Origin of the sequence: Rhodococcus sp. MSC1_016 (genome assembly GCF_023667485.2) — a bacterium.
Classification (GTDB): Bacteria; Actinomycetota; Actinomycetes; order Mycobacteriales; family Mycobacteriaceae; genus Rhodococcus_F; species Rhodococcus_F oxybenzonivorans.
In genome coordinates this window covers 4,727,408-4,747,522 of sequence record NZ_JAMOZI020000001.1, presented here as the reverse complement: position 1 = coordinate 4,747,522, position 20,115 = coordinate 4,727,408, and the positions used below count along the sequence as shown (strand labels likewise).

The 20,115-nt window shown below is 66.6% G+C and carries 19 protein-coding genes; 11 read left to right on the top strand and 8 right to left on the bottom strand.

Features of this window, described 5'->3' with window-relative positions; all coding sequences use genetic code 11:
* Positions 1 to 40: 40 nt before the first annotated feature.
* Positions 41 to 661 carry a 5-oxoprolinase subunit B family protein gene (locus L1080_RS22000; RefSeq protein WP_250777795.1) on the bottom strand — a complete coding sequence of 207 codons (621 nt, stop codon included), beginning with the start codon at positions 659 to 661 and terminating at the stop codon, positions 41 to 43.
* The gene (locus L1080_RS21995) at positions 661 to 1,419 is read right to left on the bottom strand and encodes a LamB/YcsF family protein (protein ID WP_109326523.1); all 759 of its coding nucleotides are present in this window, start codon (positions 1,417 to 1,419) and stop codon (positions 661 to 663) included. The genes L1080_RS22000 and L1080_RS21995 overlap by 1 nt, the downstream gene beginning before the upstream one ends.
* Before the next feature lie 128 nt (positions 1,420 to 1,547).
* On the opposite strand from L1080_RS21995, the gene L1080_RS21990 reads away from it, so the two are divergent.
* The 4 genes from L1080_RS21990 to L1080_RS21975 are packed head-to-tail and all read left to right on the top strand — an operon-like array spanning position 1,548 to position 4,457.
* Complete coding sequence (locus L1080_RS21990; protein ID WP_250777797.1) at positions 1,548 to 2,705, top strand: hypothetical protein; 1,158 nt, start codon at positions 1,548 to 1,550, stop codon at positions 2,703 to 2,705.
* Entirely contained in the window at positions 2,702 to 3,460 is a 759-nt protein-coding gene (locus tag L1080_RS21985) for an ESX secretion-associated protein EspG (RefSeq protein ID WP_250777799.1), read from the top strand. Before L1080_RS21990 ends, L1080_RS21985 begins: the two co-directional genes overlap by 4 nt.
* Before the next feature lie 50 nt (positions 3,461 to 3,510).
* Positions 3,511 to 3,924, top strand: a complete 414-nt coding sequence (locus L1080_RS21980) for a hypothetical protein (RefSeq protein WP_250777801.1) — start codon at positions 3,511 to 3,513, stop codon at positions 3,922 to 3,924.
* The gene (locus tag L1080_RS21975) at positions 3,921 to 4,457 is read left to right on the top strand and encodes a DUF3558 domain-containing protein (protein WP_308202223.1); all 537 of its coding nucleotides are present in this window, start codon (positions 3,921 to 3,923) and stop codon (positions 4,455 to 4,457) included. Before L1080_RS21980 ends, L1080_RS21975 begins: the two co-directional genes overlap by 4 nt.
* A gap of 74 nt (positions 4,458 to 4,531) precedes the next feature.
* On the opposite strand, the gene L1080_RS21970 is transcribed toward L1080_RS21975, so the two are convergent.
* From L1080_RS21970 to L1080_RS21960, 3 genes are read right to left on the bottom strand one after another with little or no spacing between them, the layout of a single operon-like run.
* The gene (locus L1080_RS21970; RefSeq protein WP_159919056.1) at positions 4,532 to 5,431 is read right to left on the bottom strand and encodes a metal ABC transporter permease; all 900 of its coding nucleotides are present in this window, start codon (positions 5,429 to 5,431) and stop codon (positions 4,532 to 4,534) included.
* Complete coding sequence (locus tag L1080_RS21965; RefSeq protein ID WP_250777804.1) at positions 5,428 to 6,309, bottom strand: metal ABC transporter ATP-binding protein; 882 nt, start codon at positions 6,307 to 6,309, stop codon at positions 5,428 to 5,430. The genes L1080_RS21970 and L1080_RS21965 overlap by 4 nt, the downstream gene beginning before the upstream one ends.
* A gap of 13 nt (positions 6,310 to 6,322) precedes the next feature.
* Positions 6,323 to 7,306 (bottom strand): metal ABC transporter solute-binding protein, Zn/Mn family, encoded by a 984-nt coding sequence (locus L1080_RS21960; protein ID WP_250777806.1) that lies wholly within the window; start codon positions 7,304 to 7,306, stop codon positions 6,323 to 6,325.
* Between the two features lie 137 nt (positions 7,307 to 7,443).
* Between L1080_RS21960 and L1080_RS21955 the strand changes: the two genes are divergently transcribed.
* Positions 7,444 to 8,532 (top strand): LacI family DNA-binding transcriptional regulator, encoded by a 1,089-nt coding sequence (locus tag L1080_RS21955; protein ID WP_159919059.1) that lies wholly within the window; start codon positions 7,444 to 7,446, stop codon positions 8,530 to 8,532.
* Positions 8,533 to 8,550: 18 nt separating this feature from the next.
* Here L1080_RS21955 and otsB read toward each other — a convergent pair whose 3' ends face one another.
* Positions 8,551 to 11,091 carry a trehalose-phosphatase gene (gene otsB / locus L1080_RS21950; RefSeq protein WP_159919060.1) on the bottom strand — a complete coding sequence of 847 codons (2,541 nt, stop codon included), beginning with the start codon at positions 11,089 to 11,091 and terminating at the stop codon, positions 8,551 to 8,553.
* Between the two features lie 68 nt (positions 11,092 to 11,159).
* Positions 11,160 to 11,798, bottom strand: a complete 639-nt coding sequence (kstR, locus tag L1080_RS21945; protein ID WP_109326538.1) for a cholesterol catabolism transcriptional regulator KstR — start codon at positions 11,796 to 11,798, stop codon at positions 11,160 to 11,162.
* A gap of 93 nt (positions 11,799 to 11,891) precedes the next feature.
* Between kstR and L1080_RS21940 the strand changes: the two genes are divergently transcribed.
* From L1080_RS21940 to L1080_RS21915, 6 genes are all read left to right on the top strand, one after another.
* Positions 11,892 to 14,054 carry an acyl-CoA dehydrogenase gene (locus tag L1080_RS21940; RefSeq protein ID WP_159919061.1) on the top strand — a complete coding sequence of 721 codons (2,163 nt, stop codon included), beginning with the start codon at positions 11,892 to 11,894 and terminating at the stop codon, positions 14,052 to 14,054.
* Between the two features lie 82 nt (positions 14,055 to 14,136).
* The gene (locus L1080_RS21935; RefSeq protein ID WP_250777808.1) at positions 14,137 to 15,177 is read left to right on the top strand and encodes an acyl-CoA dehydrogenase family protein; all 1,041 of its coding nucleotides are present in this window, start codon (positions 14,137 to 14,139) and stop codon (positions 15,175 to 15,177) included.
* Positions 15,162 to 16,313 carry an acyl-CoA dehydrogenase family protein gene (locus L1080_RS21930; RefSeq protein WP_250777810.1) on the top strand — a complete coding sequence of 384 codons (1,152 nt, stop codon included), beginning with the start codon at positions 15,162 to 15,164 and terminating at the stop codon, positions 16,311 to 16,313. Before L1080_RS21935 ends, L1080_RS21930 begins: the two co-directional genes overlap by 16 nt.
* A gap of 14 nt (positions 16,314 to 16,327) precedes the next feature.
* Positions 16,328 to 17,335 (top strand): bifunctional MaoC family dehydratase N-terminal/OB-fold nucleic acid binding domain-containing protein, encoded by a 1,008-nt coding sequence (locus tag L1080_RS21925; protein ID WP_250777812.1) that lies wholly within the window; start codon positions 16,328 to 16,330, stop codon positions 17,333 to 17,335.
* Positions 17,335 to 17,757, top strand: coding sequence for a MaoC family dehydratase (locus tag L1080_RS21920; protein WP_250777814.1), 423 nt, complete (start codon positions 17,335 to 17,337; stop codon positions 17,755 to 17,757). Before L1080_RS21925 ends, L1080_RS21920 begins: the two co-directional genes overlap by 1 nt.
* The gene (locus L1080_RS21915) at positions 17,754 to 18,923 is read left to right on the top strand and encodes a lipid-transfer protein (RefSeq protein WP_250777817.1); all 1,170 of its coding nucleotides are present in this window, start codon (positions 17,754 to 17,756) and stop codon (positions 18,921 to 18,923) included. Before L1080_RS21920 ends, L1080_RS21915 begins: the two co-directional genes overlap by 4 nt.
* Here L1080_RS21915 and L1080_RS21910 read toward each other — a convergent pair.
* Entirely contained in the window at positions 18,874 to 20,004 is a 1,131-nt protein-coding gene (locus L1080_RS21910) for a flavin-containing monooxygenase (protein ID WP_250777819.1), read from the bottom strand. The two genes, L1080_RS21915 and L1080_RS21910, sit on opposite strands and share 50 nt — an antisense overlap.
* Positions 20,005 to 20,115 lie beyond the last annotated feature (111 nt).

The window sequence follows — 20,115 nt, the reverse complement described above, 5'->3', positions numbered from 1 at the left end:
GGATCCGCTACCCGAACCACACCCGTTCGGTGGATCGAGGTTAAGAAGTACTCACGGGCGCGAAGCGCACAACGACGCCGGGAGTCAGGAGCGCTGGAGGAGTCCGCTGAACATCCCAGATGCGTTCGTCCGTGCTGCCGATGAGCTGCCACCCGCCGGGTGAGCTGCGCGGATAGATTCCCGTGAACTCACCGGCGAGGCCGACAGCACCGGCCGGAACGGATGTTCGCGGCGTGGATCGCCGCGGAACGTGTAATTCCGGCGCACCTCCGGTGAGGTAGCCGAATCCCGGCGCGAAGCCCGAGAAGGCCACCGTCCAGGGTGTGCCGGTGTGCGCCTCGATCACCCCGTCGACCCCGAGGCCGGTCAGCTCGGCCACTTCCTCGAGGTCGGGCCCGTCGTAGCGGACGCTGATCTGTAGGTGCTCCGACGTGTCCTCGGGTGTGCCCGTTCGCGGTTCGGTGGTTCGCAACCATCGGACGACGCGGTCGCGGCTGGTTGCGGCACGATCGAATCTGACGAGGAGGGTGCGGGCGGCCGGAACGATCTCGCCGACCCCCGGCGGCCTGGCCTCGTCGAGGGCACGGAAATGGGCGAGGACGGTGTCGAGGTCTTCGAACTCGGCGAGGACCGCAGCATCTCCGACGTCGAGTACCCGCATCAGACGAACGGTTCCACTGTGATGCCCTCGGCATCGAGCAACTGCCGGATGGACGCGGCCATCTCCACGGCCGCGGGGGTGTCGCCGTGTACGCAGACGGATTCGGGTGCGATCGCCAGCAGGGTGCCGTCGACGGCTTCGAGTGTGGAGTCGAGCGCCAACCGGCGTACCCGCTCGGCAACGACCGCCGGATCGTGAAGCACGGACCCAGCTGTCGTGCGCGGTACCAGCGTGCCCTCGGGTGTGTAGGCACGGTCGGCGAAGGCCTCGGCGACGGTCCGCAGGCCAGCGGCCTCCGCTTCCTCCAAGAACACCGAACCGGGCAGGCCGAGAACTGGGAGAGTGTCGTCGTAGGCACGGATTGCGGCGACCACCGCGCGCGCCTGCTCACGGTGATGGACGATCGCGTTGTACAGCGCGCCGTGCGGTTTCACATACGCCACCGCTGAACCGCACACCTGCGCGAGCCCGTCGAGGGCGCCGATCTGATAGACGACGTCGGCGGTGAGGTCGCGTGGTGCGACGTCGATGAATCGTCGTCCGAAGCCGGCGAGATCGCGGTAACCGACCTGCGCGCCGATACGCACGGTCAGGTCGGCCGCCGATCTGCACGTGGACAACAGCGTCGTGGGGTCACCGGCATGGAAACCGCACGCCACGTTTGCACTGGTCACGAGTTTCAACATCGCGAGGTCGTCGCCGAGAGTCCACGCCCCGAAACTCTCGCCGAGATCACTGTTCAGATCGATGGCCGGCACATATTCGATACTAGGGTTCTCGCCCCCGTCTTGTAGATTCTCTGGCGGGGGCGGGTGGAACCGATGTGGGTCCTGCTGCGTCGAAACAAATAAGTGTGTTCGGCAGTGCGTTGATCGGGAGGGGACTCGTGGCTGATCCGGAGTACATCAAAGACCCGGAAAATTTTCACTCCGACGGATGGGACCACGCACGCATCGTGAATGCCGTCGCCGGCATGGACGGAAATCAGATCAGTGCCGTCGCCCGAGCATGGACCGAATTGGGTTCGGCAGCAGGCGAAACCATCATCGCCTTCAGTGACGCCGTCAAGAAACAGATCCGCGAGAGTTGGCAGGGCGCCGCGGCCTCTGCGGCGTACGCCGAAACGGAGCGTTACGCCGGCTCCGCACCTGAGGCGCGCGACCAACTACACGGTGTTGCAAGCGCGCTGACTCCGCTCATCGACACCGTCACGGCTCTTCGAGGCAGAGTGCCTCAGACGGTGGGCACCGGGCTCTGGGACAAGCTGACACCCTGGGATACCGATACGGAAGACGAGGTCTACCGCCGCGAAGGCGAAGCGCGGGACGCGATGGCCACCGTCTACAACCCGGGCCTCGCCACCTCGGACGGCTCCGTTCCCGAGTTCACAAAACCGGAGAGCAGGGTCGACGTCCCCTCGGGTCCGTCCGGTCCCCGTGTCGACCACGGAAGCAGTGCCCCGAATTCGAGCGATCGGATTGGTGGACCGAGCGCAGTGCAGCCGCTTTCCGGCGAGGCTCCCGCGGGCGAAACCACCGCTGCGGACAGCGCGCCCACCGCAGATGGCACTGAGCAGAACGCGGCAACCGCGCCGACAGCGGCCACAGCACCGGCCACGATGGCCCCGGCCTCCGCGACGGGTGATCAGGCGCAGAGCCGGACGGGTATGCCGCACGGTGTCGATTCGTCCTCGGGCGGTGGCTCGCGAGCAGGTGGTGTGGGCGGCGGTGGCGCGGGTGGCGCTCTCGGGGTCGGGTCCGGCGGACTGGGCGGCAGTAGCGCGGGCGGTGGACGATCGGGTTCGGTCGCGGGGACGGGTGGAAAACCAGGTGTCGCTGGGGTCGCCGGTGGCGGGCGCGCCGGTTCCGGTGTGCGTGGAACCGGGCCGATGGGCGCCGGAATGATGGGCGGGGGAGCCGGAGGAGCCAGGGGCACCGGCGAGGACAAGGAGCACAAGACCCCCGACTACCTGATCACACTCGACAACGGCAACGAGTTGATCGGCAAGCTGCCCCTCGTGTCACCGCCGGTGATCGGTGCATGAGCATGCGCAATTGGCAGCTGCGACCGGAGCTTTTCGACGCACTGTGGTCCGGTACCGGGCAGGACCGCATGCCCTACCCGTTTCGGATCGTCAGCCCACATGCCGGGCTCAATGCATATCTCGCAGAGCAGAACCGGATACGAGAAGCTTTCGGGGGAGCAGAGCACGACGATGTGCGCGCGGCGTTGGAGATGCTTGCCGAACCCGACGTGTATGTCGAAATCTCCGGTTCCACCGCCGACGAGGCGCCGATCCGAATCATCGGCGCGCAGCACCGACAATGGTCGGTGATCGCGACACAACTCCCCGGCCGGGCACCGCAGGTCGGTGGCGACGTGGTGATCGGGACCGGCGCGGCGGGGCAACTGGGCGCCCAGCTGATCGGCCTTATCCCACCGAACGCCGCCGGCCGCCGCCGATTCCAGCGGCGCGACGACGACGGCACCCACTTCTCACAAGGAATCTTGCAGGAGGTCAATCGGGTCGCCCCCGCCCGACTCGAAACCGCCGTGCAGAAGGGATACGCGGGCCGCGGCAAGATCCGAGTCTTCCGCGGTCCCCGCTACGGCGCCGGCAGGGACATCGGAGCTCTGCACTGGATCGACATCGCGGGCGACGGACGCTATGCCATCGGCCGACACGATCCCGGCGCAGCCAACCCGGCAGGACCTCGTGAACTCGTATCGGCGCTCGACACCCTGATCCGAGTAGGCACCACCCAGCGAGCAGGCTCGACGACCGCCCGCGGTTGGTAGATTTGCCACGACGTGCAGGGTGGGGACGACAACCAAGGGGGGACACGAACATGGCTGGTCCGGACGCACCGGAAGCCGGATGGAAGGCTTTCACCGAGAACGTGGTCGGGGGCGGCAGGCTCGAACTCGACCCCGCCGGCATCGAGCAGTGCATCAAGCTGTGTGATGATCACGCACGTCGCATGGGCGAACTCGCTAACCGCGCCCGATTCGAATTACGAGCAGCGAATTTGGGAATCGGTGAGAACGACATCGAGTCCGCGAAGGTCTTGGCTCGGAAGTTCGATGAGAAGGCAGTCGGCGGCAGCGAGATCAGCGTCTCCAACACGGCGGTCGGGCTGTTTACAGCGCACCAGTCTTACGCGAAGGATATGAAGTCCATGTTCGAAGCGGTGCTGGCCCGGTATACCGAGCAAGATGACGCGACAGCTGTGGCCTTCGGATCCTTGGGAACCACGCTGTGAGTGGTCGTTTGTGGCGAAATGCAGTTTCGATCGCCAGCACCGCTATTGCGTTGGGCGTTAGTGGCTGTACCCAGTCCGTGGACGGACACGCAGCAGAACCGCCGAATCCTCGCATTTCATTCCATCCGTGTGATGGCTTCCCCGAGGAAGCTATCGTGACGGCGCGTCTGAATGCATCACCGCCCGACCGTATGCCCGAACGGCACAATCCTCAGGTCTACGGGTGCGGGTACCAGTCGCCGGACTCCTATTCGGGCGTCGTCATCTCCGCCATCGCCGAGACTTTCAGCAGTGTCGAGTCGAGTGACCGCTTCACCGTCCTGAGCGAGACGACGATTGGCGGCCGCCCTGCGCTGGTGTCGGACTTTCGTGGTGGGAGTGCGTGCACGGTGTCGGTGGCGATCGAGCCGGGGATTCTCGAGTTCATGATCGGGTACAGCGAGTTGGAGGAGTTCACGACGGTCGACGCTGCGTGCGATCAGGCGACGAAGGTGGCGACGACGCTGGCGCCGTACTTCCCCGACCATTTGTAGGCCGCACTGTACTGAGTCGCCACTCGTCGACCTGTGCGGGCTGATTCGGCCGTCGAGGCGCGGGGAGTGGCGGCTCAGTGCGTGTGCGCGGCGACGCGTCCCGCGGCGACGCGTCCCGCGTTCTTCCGACGCCTGGAGCCGCCGAGGCGGCAGATCAGGTAAATCACGAAGGAGATCGTCGTCACGAAACTCGAGACGGGGACTCCGGGGGCCAGGGACAGCAGGATGCCGCCCACTGCCGCGAGTTCCGCGAAGGCGATCGACAGAATGGTCGCTTTCACCGGGCTCGCCGTGACGAAGGCTGCAGCCGCCGCGGGCGTGATGAGCAGAGCCATCACGAGCAGCGCCCCGACGATCTGCACTCCGAGGGCCGCGGTGATGCCGACGAGCACTGCGAACACGATCGACAGTGCACGCACCGGCACCCCGCGCGCCTCGGCGACGTCGGGGTCGGTGCTGGCGAACAGTAGAGGCCGGTAAATGAGGGCGAGAACCCCGATCACCACGACAGCGCAGAGCAGCAGCAGCGCAAGCCCACTATTTCCGGGCGCCACGATCTGACCGATCAGCAAAGAGAAGCTCGTGCCGGTACGGCCTTCGTACGACCAGATGAACAGCACGGACAGTCCCAGACCGAAGGCCATGATCACGCCGATCACCGAGTCGCGGTCGCGTGCCTTCGCTCCGAGTAAGCCGAACAAGATCGCAGCCACCACCGAACCGACGATGGCTCCTGCACCCACACTGATACCGACGAGCAGTGCGGCCGACGCACCGGTCAGCGACAGCTCGCTGGTCCCGTGAACCGCGAACGACATCTGCCTGCTCACGATCAGGGGCCCGATGACGCCTGCCAGCAAACCGAGGATGGCACCGGCGATCAATGCCTGCTGGACGAAGTCGTACTGCAAGAGGTCGATGGTGGCGGAGACATCGAACAGGTGCGACATCGCATCGGTGAACTTGTTGCTCATGCGTGTTCCTCGCACGTGTGGTGGACACCTTCGCCGGGGCGAAGTCCGCCGGCGCTGCCGAGTGCGTCGATGGCGTCGCCGGTGCCGATCACGATGAGACGTCCCCGCACGTGCAGGACCTCGACTTCGGTGCGATACAGCTCGGACAGCACCTCGGAGGTCATCACCTCGCCGGGTGTGCCGATTCGGAATTGGCCGTCGACGAGGTACAGCACCCGGTCGACCAGCGGCAGAATGGGATTGATCTCGTGGGTGACGAACAACACCGCGGTGTCGTGCGTGCGCCGGCGCCGATCGATGAGGCTCGACACGAGACTCTGATTAGCCAGGTCCAAGCTGAGGAGAGGTTCGTCGCACAGCAGTATCTGCGGATCTCCGACGAGTGCCTGAGCGATCCGTAACCGCTGCTGCTCGCCGCCGGACAGCGAACCGACGGGTGCGTCGGCGTAACTTTCTGCACCGACCTCGGCGATCGCTGCGTCCACGATCGCCCGGCGATGTCCCCGGCGCAGCAGCCCGGTTCCCCACCGGTGGCCGTCGACACCGAGACCGACGAGGTCACGTCCCCGGAGGGGAAGCCCGTCGTCGAGCGACTTCTGCTGAGGGATGTACCCGACGTTCGAATTTCCGGCTCGGGCCGGTGATCCTGCGATTCTCGCGGTCCCGGAATCGAGGCCCAGCTGCCCGAGCAACACCTTGAGCAGTGACGTCTTGCCGGAGCCGTTGGGTCCGAGAACGGCGACGAACTCGCCGGGCTCGACGGTGAGATCGAGATGCTGCCACAAAGTGCGTTCGCCGAAAGACAGTCGCGCCCCCGTCAGTTCGACTGCGGGGATGCGACTGCTGTGTTCGGTGTTCGTCGAAGAGAGTTCCGTCACAAGCCGATCAGTTCTATTGCAGCGCCTTGGCGAGGGCCTGGGCGGTGTTGGTCTGCCACTGAATGTAGTCCAACCCCTCGGGCAGGGTTTCGGTTACCTCGACGACGGGGACGCCTGCGGCCTCAGCGGTGGCCCGCACGTCCTCGGTGACCTTGTCCTGCGTCTGGGTGTTGTAGACGACGGCCTTCACCTGCTTGTCGGTGATCAATTGGCGCGTGGCTGCGATTGCGGCGGGCGCGGGATCGTTGCCGTTCTCGATGGCACTGGTGAAGTCGGCGGGGGTGACGTCGTTCAATGCCGCCGACTCGACGAGGTAATGCGCGATGGGCTCGGTCTGGGCGATCGGCGCGTCCTTGTGTGCGGCCGCGATGCCGTCGGTGACGGCAGTGATTTCCGCGAGCCGGCCGTGGAAGGTTTCGGCGTTGGCGGTGTAGACGTCGGCGTTGTCGGGGTCGAGTTGGCCGAGCTTCTCCGCGATGGCATGTGCGGTCGCGTCGACGGTCGCGACGTCGTACCAGACGTGCTCGTTCACCTCGCCGTGTTCGTGCACGTCACCTTCGTGGCCGGCCTCTTCGCCTTCGTGCCCGGCCTCTTCACCCTCGTGCGCGGTCTCGCCTGCGTGTGCACCGGCCCCGAAGAGTTCGAATGCGTTGACCGAGAGCTGTTCGCCGTTGCCGGTGTTGATGATGTCATCGACGAAGTGGTCGTATCCGCCGCCGTTGTAGACGATGAGGGACGCGTCGGTGAGCTTGGCCGCGTCGGTGGGGCTCGCCTCGAAAGAGTGCGGATCCGAGGACGGCTCGGTGATGATCGAGCTCACCTCGACCTTGTCACCGGCAACTGCCTGCGCGACGCTGCCCCACACGTTCGTCGACGCGACGACCGTCAAGGCGCCGTCGCTCGACGTGTCGGAGCTGCACGCAGTGAGGGTGAGGGCAGCGGCGAAGGACAGCCCGACGGCGGCCGTTGCGACACGAAAGCCTGAGGAAGCGCGCACAGAAAACTCCTGACAGAAGACGAGCTAAATGCTATTGGAAACCGTTACCGTTGCACTTTAGCGGATACGTCGCTGGTAGTGCACTTTCGGCCGAGCCCCGCCGAACCGTCGAACACTTCGGGTACTAACGTCCCCCTATGCCCAGGTCTCGACAGCCGCGCCGCCAAGCCACGCTGGCGTCGCTCGCGGCCGAGCTCAATATCTCCCGCACGACAGTGTCCAACGCCTACAACAGGCCCGACCAACTTTCCGCGGAACTCCGCGACCGGGTACTGCAAGCCGCGAAACGCCGCGGCTATCCCGGGCCGGATCCGGTGGCTCGTTCGTTGCGCACACGTAAGGCGGGTGCTGTGGGGCTCCTGCTGACCGAGGCGCTCAGCTATTCCTTCCGTGACCCGGCAGCGATGAGCTTCCTGTCCGGGCTCGCGGAGTCGTGTGAGTCGGCGGGACAAGGCCTGCTTCTGATCCCGGCCGGGCCGGGGCGTGACGACGCCGACGCCGCGGCCGTCGTGCAGCAGGCCGGTGTGGACGGGTTCGTCGTCTACTCGGTGGCGGACGACGATCCGTACCTCGCAGCGGTGTGCGAGAGGCACCTTCCCGTCGTCATCTGCGATCAGCCCCGGGAGATTCCTGGAGCATCACTCGTGGGAATCGACGATCGGGCCGCGATGCGGGCGCTCACCGACTACCTCATCGGGCTCGGGCACTGCGACTTCGGGGTGCTCAGCATGCGATTGGGCCGCGACCGCTCAGATGGAATTGCCGACGCCGAACGGTTGCACTCGCCGAATTTCCATGTGCAACGCGAGCGCATCGGTGGAGTTCGCGACGCGATGTCCGATGCCGGCCTGAACCCCGAGACACTCACCGTGGTCGAGCGTTTCGAGCACACCGGACGATCCGGTCACTCGGCAGCCGCCCAAGCGCTCGGCGCGAATCCGAACATCACCGCCCTCGTCTGCACCACCGACGTGCTCGCGCTCGGCGCCGTGGACTGGGCGCGCTGGCAGGGAATCGACGTTCCCGGCCAACTGTCGATCACCGGATTCGACGGCGTCGACGAAGCGCTCCGCGAGGGAATCACCACCGTGCGGCAGCCTCAGGAGGACAAGGGCCGGCGTGCCGGCGCCCTGCTGATGTCTCCGTCGCACTCCGGCGTCGCAACGGTCGAAATGCTCGACACCGAGCTGTCACGCGGATCCACCGCCGGCCCCGCACCTCGCTGAGGCGGCCCTACGGCCCGCTCACGCCAACAGCTGTGCGCAGCGGAGCAGGCCGAGGTGGCTGTATGCCTGCGGGTGATTGCCGAGCGAGCGCTCCGCGACGGGGTCGTACTCCTCGCTGAGAAGCCCGGTCGGTCCCGCCACGTCGACGAGCTGCGCGAACAAGGCCTCCGCCTGTGATCGCTGACCGATCAGCAGGTAGGCCTCCACCAGCCACGCCGCGCAGAGGTGGAATCCGCCCTCGGTGCCCGGCAAGCCGTCGTCGTGGTGGTACCGGTACACCGTCGAACCGCTGCGCAGTTCCGCTTCGGTGGCCGTGACGGTGGCGGCGAACCGCTCGTCGTGCGGGTCGATCAGCCCGGACAGCCCGATGTGCAGTGTGGCGGCATCGAGGTCGGTGCCGTCGTAGGCGGCGGTGTACGAGCGGACCTCGTCCTTCCACCCCTTCTCGCGCACCTCGTCCGCGATCTTGTCCCGCAACGGCGTCCACCCCGGTTCGATGGGGCGGCCGAAGTGCTTCGCCAGCGCCACCGCCCGGTCGACGGTCACCCAGCCCATCACCTTCGAGTACACGTGATGGCGCGGGTTGTCGCGGATCTCCCAGATTCCGTGGTCCGGTTCGAACCATCGGCGCTCGACGGCCGCGACCATCGCGCACACCAGTTCCCAGTCGCGATCGTTCAACGCCACTGCGACGCCCTGCTTCTCGCGGGCACGCGACAGATCGGCGATCAATTCGACGATGGGACCGAACACGTCGAGCTGGACCTGCTGATTGGCGGCGTTGCCGATGCGCACCGGACGCGACCCGGCATACCCGGGCAGTGAGTCGATCACGGCCTCGGGAGGAAGTCCGGTGCCGTGGAGGGTGTAGAGCGGATGCAGACGCTCGGGGCCGGGAATGGTCTCCAGCACGTCGTGCACCCAGTCCAGGAAACCCTCGGCTTCGCTCAGCGAGCCGAGGCTGACCAGTGCGGACGCGGTGAGCGCGGCGTCGCGGAGCCAGCAGTAGCGGTAGTCCCAGTTGCGGACGCCGCCGATTTCCTCCGGCAACGAGGTGGTGGCCGCGGCCATGATGGATCCCGAATCGACGTGGACGAGACCGCGCAGGGTCAGCGCCGAGCGCTTCATCAGATCGGGCTTCAGTGTGGGCAGGGTCAGCCCCTTCGCCCAATCCGACCAGTACGCTTCCGACGCGGCGCGGCGTTCTTCTTCCGGTGTCTGCGACGGGCCGATGTCCTCGGTGCCACACCGCAGTTCCAGAACGACGTCACCTTCGGACGGGTCGACGACGGCGTGGGCTGTCTGCTGATTCCCGTCGGAGGTCACGTTCCAGCGCACGCCCGGCGAGCGCAGGACGATCGGCTCGTTGGTGCCGTGCACACGCAATCCTTCGGCGACCGCCTCGAGGATCACCTGACCCTGGCCGAACTCGGGCCGCGGTGCGAATGTGACGACCGCGGCGGCCTGCCCGCTGATCACCCGGGTCAGATCGGTGCGACCGGGACACACGTCGTGCGGCAGGTAGTCGGTGACCGAGAGGCTGGCCCACCGTGTCTGCACGGTCATGGTGCTGTCGACGTAGCGCTGGCTCAGCGGCAGGGCGCTGCGGTGCGGGCCGACACTGAAGTGGCCGGCTTCCGGTCCGCCGAGCAAATGCGCGAAGACGGAGGCGGAGTCGGGTTCGGGGTGGCACAGCCAGGTGAGGGTCGCATCCGGGGTGACGAGGGCGACGGTCCGGGGGCTGGCGAGCATGGTGAGCCGCTCGATCGGTGGGGCATGCGCGCCCGACAGCCAGGTGCGACGCTCCTCGAGCAGGAACGCGAGGGCGGTCGCGACCTCTTCGGTGGTGTCTACCCGGAACTCGGCGAGGCTGTCGCCCGACCCGACCTTGACGCCGACGTCCGGGCCCTGCAGTCGCGAGAACGCTTTCTCGTCGGTGACGTCGTCGCCCACGAAGACGGCGGCGGTGGCACCTTCCTGATGGCGGATCAGGTCGAGGGCGTGACCCTTGTCGGTGGCGACCACGGCCAGTTCGATCACCGACTTGCCCTCGGTCACCTGCACGCCCACGCGCTGCGCGGCGTCGGCGCGGACGGCGGCCAGTGCCTTCTCGCCGTGCTCGGGGTCGGCATTACGGACGTGCAGTGCCACGCTGGCGGGCTTGGTCTCCACCCCGGTGCCGGGATGCAGTTGGGAGATCTGTCGCAGATCCTCGGTGATCTCGGCGAGCAGTTGGCGCGCGTCGGCGTCGATGGCGTGGATGAATCCGATATCGAATTCCGATCCATGACTGCCGACGAGCTGAACCTCGGCGGGCAGGCGGGACAGCGCCGCGAGATCCTTCAGCGCCCGACCCGAGATGACGGCCGCCGTCGTTCCTGCCAGGCCCGCGAGGCCGCGGAGGGCTCGCACCGATTCGGCGTGCGGAAATGCTCTTTCGGGGTCGGACACGATGGGGGCCATCGTGCCGTCGTAGTCGGAGGCCACGAGGAGACGAGGCGTCCTCGCGACCCGGGAGAGGGCACGACGGAGTTCGATGGGCAGATCTTGAGCGCTCACGCGTTCAAATCTAGGTGATGCAGCGGCGGAGAGCGCATTGTCGCTTCCGGATGTGCGCGGTTCGTCCCTTATTCGGGTCTGCGGCTTCCGTCACCGAGGAGCAGTTCGACGGTGAGTTCCAGCCGATTCGCCACATCTGTGGCGGAGGAACGGCGTGTGAGCCAGGCCACCAGATTCGACAACCAGACGTCGGAGATGACGCGAGCGACGGCCAGCTGGTCCTCGGTGGGCTCGGTGTCGGTCATGGCCCGCGCGAACAACCGGTCCATGAGCTTGCCCACCTGATCGACCTCGGCGGCGGCGGAGGCGTCGGCGAACATGAACGCCCGTGTCATCGCCTCGGTCAGCAGCGGGTCCCGCTGCATGGCGCGGGTGATCTGGCTGAGGATGAGCTGCATGCGCTCGAGTGGATTGCTGCCCGGCGGATTCTTGCCCCGCGAATCGATGCGCTCGAACTCGCGCGCCAGTGCCGAGACCAGCAGGTGCACCTTGGACGGGAAGTAGCGGTACAGGGTCCCGACCGCAACGTCCGCACGTTCCGCGACCGCGCGCATCTGCACGGCTTCGTATCCGCCTTTGGAGGCCAGGGCCAGGGTGGCGTCGAGGATCCGCTTGCGCCGTTCCTTCTGCGCGTTGGAACTGAGGTCGTCCTCGCCCAGCGTCGCCGCAGCGACTGTCGTGGGACGGGATCGAGAGCTGGTCGTCATACCTGTTTTCCTTCGCGCCTTGACTCATGGCCAGGTGACATATTAGAACACGTTCTAGACGAATGTGTCATTCAGGAGAGGCGGAAACCCGTTGTGACTATCGCCACCACCGAGGAACAGAGGGCTGCAGCGGGTTCGATCCAGGCGTGGGCGCGGTCCACGGACCCGCTCGTCACAGTACGCCAGGGACCAGCGGATTCGTGGCGCACGTCCTGGTCGTCCTTCGCGTCGCTCGGGATCTTCTCCGTTGCCGTACCCGAGGCGGTCGGTGGTTCGGGCGCGGAGATCGTCGACCTCGCCGCGATGATCGAGCAGGCTGCAACTGAACTCGTCCCGGGTCCTGTTCTGCCCACCGCGCTGGCGGCTCTGGTCGTCGGGCGCGGTTCCGGCGCGGCCGCGAAGACCTGGTCCGAAAATCTCGCCGACGGGAAGATTCCGTGCGCGGTCGCTCTCGGCAGTCCGCCGGTGAACGCCACCCTCGCCGACGACGGGGGGCTGGTGATCACCGGAGACGCCGGTTTCGCGATCGGTGCCGACTCGGGAATGTCGGTGTTGCTGGCGGCCGACGCCGGCGACGGCGTCGTGTGGTGCCTGGTCGACGGCGAGTCCGTCGGACTCGAGGTGGCTCCCGCCGACACGATCGACAAGAGCCGGCCGCTCGCCCGCATCCGGTGCACAGGCGTTGCCGTCGCACCGGACCGCGTGATCACCGGGCTGCGGGAGGGGTTGGTCCGGGATCTCGCGGCCACACTGGCTGCGGCGGAGGCATCGGGGGTCGCGCGCTGGTGCCTGCGCACCGCGGTGGACTACGCCAAGATTCGCGAGCAGTTCGGTAAGCCCATCGGCTCGTTCCAGGCGATCAAGCATCTGTGCGCCGAGATGCTGTGCCGCGTCGAAGCGTCGAGTGCCGCGGCCTGGGACGCCGCGGTGGCGGCCGAAGGCGCGTGGGACGCAGACGGCGGTGAACTGCCCATCGCCGCTTCCGTCGCTGCGGCGGTCACACTCGACGCCGCGGTGGAGACCGCCAAGGACTGCATCCAGGTGCTCGGCGGGATCGGCTTCACCTGGGAACACGACGCCCACTTCTATCTGCGCCGGGCGACGTCGCTGCGGCAGTTGCTCGGTGGGTCGACGAGGTGGCGCGCGAGGGTAGCCGAACTCACCCGCGGCGGCGCCCGCAGGCACCTGTCCCTCGATCTCTCGGAACTCGCCGACGAGCGGGCCCGGATCCGGGCCGAGGTGACTGAACTGGTCGCGCTGCCCGACTCCGAGCGTCGCGCCGCACTCGCCGAGTCGGGCTACCTCGCGCCGCACTGGCCCGAACCGTACGGGCGGGGCGCGCGGGCCGCCGAACAGATCCTCATCGAGCAGGAGCTGGCCGCAGTCGGTGTGGCACGGCCGGACCTGGTGATCGGGTGGTGGGCGGTGCCCACCATTCTCGAGCACGGAAGTCCGGAGCAGATCGAGCGATTCGCGATGCCCACTCTGCGCGGCGACATCATCTGGTGCCAGCTGTTCAGTGAGCCGGGGGCCGGTTCCGACCTGGCGGCCCTGCGCACGTCCGCCGTGAGGGTCGACGGCGGATGGACACTGTCGGGTCAGAAGGTGTGGACCTCGCGGGCTCACGAGGCGGACTGGGCGATCTGCCTCGCCCGCACCGACCGGGATGCGCCGAAACACAAGGGCATCACTTACTTTCTCGTCGATATGACAAGCCCGGGAATCACGATTTCACCGCTTCGCGAGATCACCGGCGACGCCCTGTTCAACGAGGTCTCTCTGGAAGACGTGTTCGTGCCCGACGATCTCGTGGTCGGCAATCTCGGTGACGGCTGGAAGCTGGCCCGTACCACCCTGGCCAACGAGCGAGTCGCGATGGGCGGTGGGTCGTCGCTGGGCGCGGCAATGGAAGAGCTGCTGACACTCGCAGGTGAAGGCGATCCGGTGACGGACGATCGGCTCGGCCGATTGATCGCAGGCGCGCTCGTCGGGTCCGTGCTCGAACTGCGCACCACCCTTCGGCAGCTCGACGGCCAGGATCCTGGAGCGGAGTCGAGCGTGCGCAAGCTGGTGGGTGTGCGCCAACGCCAGGAAGTGGCGGAATTCGCGATGGAACTCGGCGGCGTCGACGGCTGGGTGGACGGTCCGCTCTCGCGTGAGTTCCTCAACACACGGTGCTTGTCCATCGCCGGCGGCACGACGCAGATTCTTCTGACCGTCGCGGCGGAACGCATTCTCGGACTGCCCCGATCCTGAGCACCTCCCGCGATGGCCTTTCGCGAGTTCCGCGATGGTGATACAACTAGAACACGTTCTAAATCGAAAGTGGGAATGCCAGGTGGACTTCACCCGAGACGAGACTCAGGAGGCGATCGCCCAGGTTGCGAGGGGACTTCTGGACCGCGACCTCGAGGGCGACGCTCTGTGGCGCGCCTTTGCCGAGGCCGACCTGCTCACTCTCGCGCTACCCGAACGTCTCGGTGGGGAGGGCCTCTCGGTCACCGACGTCGGTGCGCTGCTCACCGAGGTCGGGCGCAGGGCGGCGGTCGTCCCCGCCCTCGCGACGCTGGGCTTCGGGGTGTTGCCCCTCGTTGCGCTCGGTGACGACAGGCAACAGGACGAGTTGCTGAGCGGGCTGGCGGACGGACGAACCTTCACCGCGGCGCTCGCCGAGCCCGGGAGGCCGTTCCCGACGCCGCCGTCGGTGACCGCGGTGGCGGAGGGGAACGACTACCTCGTCACCGGACGCGTCGTGGCCGTCCCCTATGCGGACGGTGCCCACCGCATCCTCGTGCCGGCCGACGCCGGCGTCGTGCTGGTGCAGCCGGGGTCGGACGGGGTGTCGCTGACTGCCACACCCTCGTCGTCCGGCAGTCCCGAATTTGCCGTCACCTTCGACGGAGCGCGGGGTGAACTCCTCGCCGGTGGACCGGAAGCGGTCCAGCAGCTCTATCGGATCGCCCTCGCCTCCATCGGTGCCGTGGCCGACGGATTGCTCTCTGGAGCAACACTTCTGGCGGGTGAGCATCTCGCCACCCGGCATCAGTTCGGCAAGCCGCTGGCGACGTTCCAGGCGGTCGCCCAGCAGATCGCCGACGTCTATGTCACCTCCCGCACCTTGCACGTATCCGCACTGTCGGCATCGTGGCGGGTGTCGCAGGGGCTCGACGCTCAGGACGACCTGGATGTGATGGCGTACTGGATCGCCGCGGAGGTTCCCGCAGCCATGCAGGTGCTGCACCACCTCCACGGCGGAATCGGCGTCGACGTCACCTATCCGCTGCACCGCTACTACTCGACTGCCAAAGACCTGGCGCGCCTCGTCGGCGGCGCCTCGTACCGACTCGACCTCGTGGGGGCCCGGTGTTCATCGATCTGACCGACGAGCAGCGAGAGTTGCAAGCGGAACTACGACGTTACTTCTCGGGCCTCGTCACGCCTGCCGAGGCGGAGATCATGCGCACCGAACGGCACGGCCCCACCTACCGTGAGGTGATCCGGCGGATGGGCAAGGACGGCTGGCTCGGCGTGGGCTGGCCGGTGGAATTCGGCGGCCGTGGATTCGGCGAGATCGAACAGCAGATTTTCGTGAACGAGGCGACGCGCGCGGACATTCCACTTCCGGCGGTCACCTTGCAAACGGTGGGCCCGACCCTCCAGAAGTACGGAACGGACGAGCAGAAACGCAAGTTCCTGCCGGCAATCCTCGCGGGCGAAGTGCATTTCGCGATCGGCTATACCGAACCCGAGGCCGGCACCGACCTCGCGGCCCTGCGGACCACGGCCCTCCGGGTGGGCGACGAATACATCGTGAACGGCCAAAAGATTTTCACCACGGGCGGCCACGACGCCGACTACCTGTGGCTCGCCGTCCGGACGGGTTCCGCGGATTCGCGTCACCGTGGGATCTCGATCCTGATCATGGACACGAAGGATCCGGGCTACAGCTGGACACCGATCATCACCTGCGACGGGGCCCATCACGTCAACGCCACCTACTACTCCGATGTTCGAGTACCGGTGAATATGCTTGTGGGTGAGGAGAACCAGGGGTGGCGACTGATCACGACCCAGCTCAACCACGAGCGGGTCATGCTCGGTCCGGCGGGACGCGTGGGCGGCCTCTACGACCGCATTCGCGACTGGGTGGTAGCCCACGGTCTTCTCGCCGAGCCCGACGTGCGGCGCGCGCTCGGAGAGATCCACGCAACGTATCGGCTGAACGAACTGCTCAACTGGCAGGTCGCCTCGAGTGACGCGGAGGCCATCGACATTGCCGATGCTTCGGCAACGAAAGTGTTTGCCACCGAGCGGATCCAGCGCATCGGAAGGCTCGTGGAGGAGATCATCGGACGCTACGGCGACCCGTCCGACCCGGATACCGCCGACCTGATGACCTGGCTCGACATGCAAACGAAGCGAAACCTGGTCATCACTTTCGGTGGGGGAGTCAACGAGGTGATGCGCGAACTGATCGCGACGGCAGGCCTGAAGCTTCCCCGAGTACCGCGATAGGAGCGCCGCGCATCATGAGTGCCGAACAGATCCTCGCTGCAGCAGAGAAGGTCCGATCCGCCGGTCCCAGCGCACCGCGGCCCGGACGGGACCCGATCAACCTCCCGATGATTCGCAACTGGGTAGAGGCGATCGGCGACCGGAACCCCATCTACGTCGACGAGGACGCCGCGCGGGCAGCAGGCCACGACGGTATCGTCGCCCCACCGGCGATGGCGCAGGTATGGACCATGCAGGGGCTGCACGCCGAACGCCAGCCCGACGACCCGCTGGGCCGCATGACGACCATCCTCGACGAGGCCGGGTACACGTCCGTCGTCGCCACCAACTGCGATCAGACCTACCACCGCTACCTGCGGCTCGGCGAGAGGGTCACCATCTCCACGACGCTCGAAGACGTCGTGGGACCGAAGAAGACCGGCCTCGGCGACGGGTGGTTCTTCACCACCCGCAGCCGGTGGACGGTCGCGAACGACGAGGGCGCCGACGAGGTCGTGGCCGAGATGGTGTTCCGCATCCTGAAGTTCGCCCCGAAACCCGCTGAACCGGTGGGACCTTCGGCGAACGGTCAGGGCGCGTCCTTCGACGATCTGGACCCATCGAAGATGATGCGGCCGAGTGCATCTCAGGATACCCAGTTCTTCTGGGACGGTGTAGCCGCGCACGAATTGCGTATCCAGAAGCGAGCGGACGGGTCCTTGCAGCATCCGCCGGTACCGGCGCTGTGGAAGGACAAGGCGGAGTCGACGGACTACCTCGTGGCCTCCGGCCGCGGCACCGTGTTCAGTTTCGTCGTTCATCACGCGCCGAAGGTGCCGGGGCGCTCACTGCCCTTCGTGGTGGCCCTCGTCGAACTCGAGGAGGGTGTCCGCATGCTCGGTGAATTGCGCGGCGTGGAGCCGTCCGTGGTGAGCGTGGGAATGCCCGTGGAGGCGATCTACCTCGACTTTCCCGGCGACGACGACACCGGCGGGGCGCCGTGGACCCTGTACGCGTGGCAGCCTGCGACGAAGGAGCACTGATGACCTCTACTCTCGACGTCACGGTCGGCACCACACTGCCGGAGCTCGCGATTGCAGGTGATCCCACCTTCGTGGTGTCGTCCGCGCTGGCCACCCGCGATTTTCAGGACGTCCACCACGACCGCGATCTGGCGCAGAAGCGAGGGTCGAAGGACATCTTCGTGAACATCCTCACCGACACCGGTCTGGTGCAGCGGTTCGTGACCGACTGGGCAGGTCCGACCGCCGTCATCAAGTCGATCGCGCTCCGGCTCGGAGTTCCGTGGTACGCCTACGACACCTTGATGCTCAGCGGAACGGTGGCCGCGATCGACGACGGTGTCGTCAGCCTCGACGTGGTCGGCAGGAACTCGCTCGGTAACCACATCACGTCGCAGGTGACGCTCGTGCTGAACGGAACCACGAACGGAGCCGGGGCATGAAGGGATTGTCGGGGAAGGCTGTCATCGCCGGCATCGGCGCCACCGATTTCACGAAGGATTCCGGTCGCAGCGAATTGCGGTTGGCGGCCGAGGCCGTGCTCGCCGCACTGGACGACGCCGGCCTGACCCCGGCCGACGTCGACGGGCTCACCTCGTTCACCATGGACACCAATACCGAGGCGGCCGTGGCCCGTTCGGTCGGAATCCCGGACCTGAAATTCTTCAGCCGCATCCACTACGGCGGCGGAGCGGCGTGTGCGACGGTGCAGCAGGCCGCGATGGCCGTGGCCACCGGGGTCGCGGACGTGGTGGTGGCATACCGGGCATTCAACGAGCGTTCCGGAATGCGGTTCGGCCAGGTGAATTCGGGTCTGGTGCAGCAGGTGAATTCCTCGGGGACCGACAACGCGTTCTCGTACCCGCACGGCCTGTCGACTCCGGCCGCATTCGTCGCGATGGTGGCCCAGCGCTACATGCACGAATACGGCGCGACGAGTGCCGACTTCGGCCGGATCGCCGTTACCGACCGGAAGCACGCGGCCAACAACCCGCAGGCCTTCTTCTACGGCAAACCGATCACCCTCGAGGATCACCAGAACTCCCGGTTCATCGCCGAACCCCTGCACCTCCTCGACTGCTGTCAGGAGTCCGACGGCGGCATCGCGATTGTCGTCACCTCGCCCGAGCGAGCCAGGAATCTGAGGCAGAAACCCGCTGTGATCGCGGCAGCAGCCCAGGGGAGCGGCAGCGACCAGTACATCATGACGAGCTATTACCGCCCCGAACTCGCGGGATTACCGGAAATGGCACTGGTGGGCAGGCAGCTGTGGGAACAGGCCGGGCTCGGGCCGCAGGACATCGATATGGCGGTGCTCTACGACCACTTCACTCCGTACGTATTGATGCAGCTCGAGGAACTCGGGTTCTGCGGTCGCGGCGAGGCCAAGGACTTCATCGCCGACGGTGCCATCGACATCGGCGGCCGGCTACCCCTCAACACTCACGGCGGCCAGCTCGGCGAGGCCTACATCCACGGGATGAACGGCATCGCCGAGGGCGTCCGGCAGATCCGCGGCACGTCGGTGAACCAGGTGAAGGACGTGCAGCACGTGCTCGTCACCGCGGGGACGGGTGTCCCGACATCAGGTCTGGTGCTGACGGCCTGACCTCCGGCCTGTTGCTCCGCCGCGCAATGTGTTTCGCGACGTACTCGGCGTCTCTGCCGACACCGCCGGTGAGCATCGAGGCGAACGCCTGGAGGAACGGGAGACCCACGAAGTACAGTCCGGGCTTGTCCGGCGAGACACCGCGGGATTGCTCGGGCCATCCGTCGGCGCCGCTCACCGGGATCCGGATCCACGAGGTGTCCTTGGTGAAACCCGTGCACCAGATAATGTTTCGGACGTCCAAATCGGTTCCGTCGTCGAGGACGGGCCTGCCGCCGCGCACGGCCGTGACTTTCGCGGGGAAGTGTTCTACCCCGGCATCGGCAAGGTCGGCTCGCTTGACCCGTAGGAGTGGGCCGCCCCCGGACCGGACGTGCGGGCGCATCTTCCGTCCCATCGGAGTGCGTTCCGTGAGAATGTGATTGGCCATGAACCACATGATCGGGATCGCGATGTGCGCGGCGCGTCCCTCGATGTCGAACGGCAACTCGCCGCGGACAGGGCCGCAGATCGTGGTCCGATGTGCAGCAGAAACCTCCAACGCGATGTCCGCGCCGGAGTGGCTGCACCCGACCACCAGCACGGGTCCGTCCTGCAACTGGGCGGGGTTGCGGTAGTCGCTGGAGTGCAGTTGCTTGATCCGGGGGTCGAGTTGCTCGGCGAGATCCGGGATCACAGGTGTCTGCCAGGTTCCGGACGCGACCACGACATTGGTGGCCTCGAAAGTCTGGGCCCCGGCAGTGACGACGTACCCGTCACCGCCCCGCGAAAGTCCGTCCACCGTGACACCGGTGCGAACGGGGAGGGAAAATCTGTCTGCATACGCCTCGAAGTAGTCGGCCACCTCGTCTTTGCCGGGCCATGTCCACGAACGTGCGGGAATGCCCCAACCAGGCAAGCCGTCGTATTGGGCTGGGCTGTAGAGACGGAGCGAGTCGAACCGCTCCCGCCACACGTCACCCACCCGGTCGTGGGCGTCGAGAATGACGAACCGCTGCTTGCGCCTGGCGAGGTGGTATCCGGTCGCGAGACCGGCCTGCCCGGCGCCGATCACGATCGTGTCGAACTGTTCTGTAGTCATGGTCATTGCCTCTTCGTCGAGGGTGGAAATCGTCAGCTACGACGCTATGACCGCACCCGGCCGGGGAGCTTCGGGAGAATGATGCAGAATTCTCCACCCGGCATGGGTAGT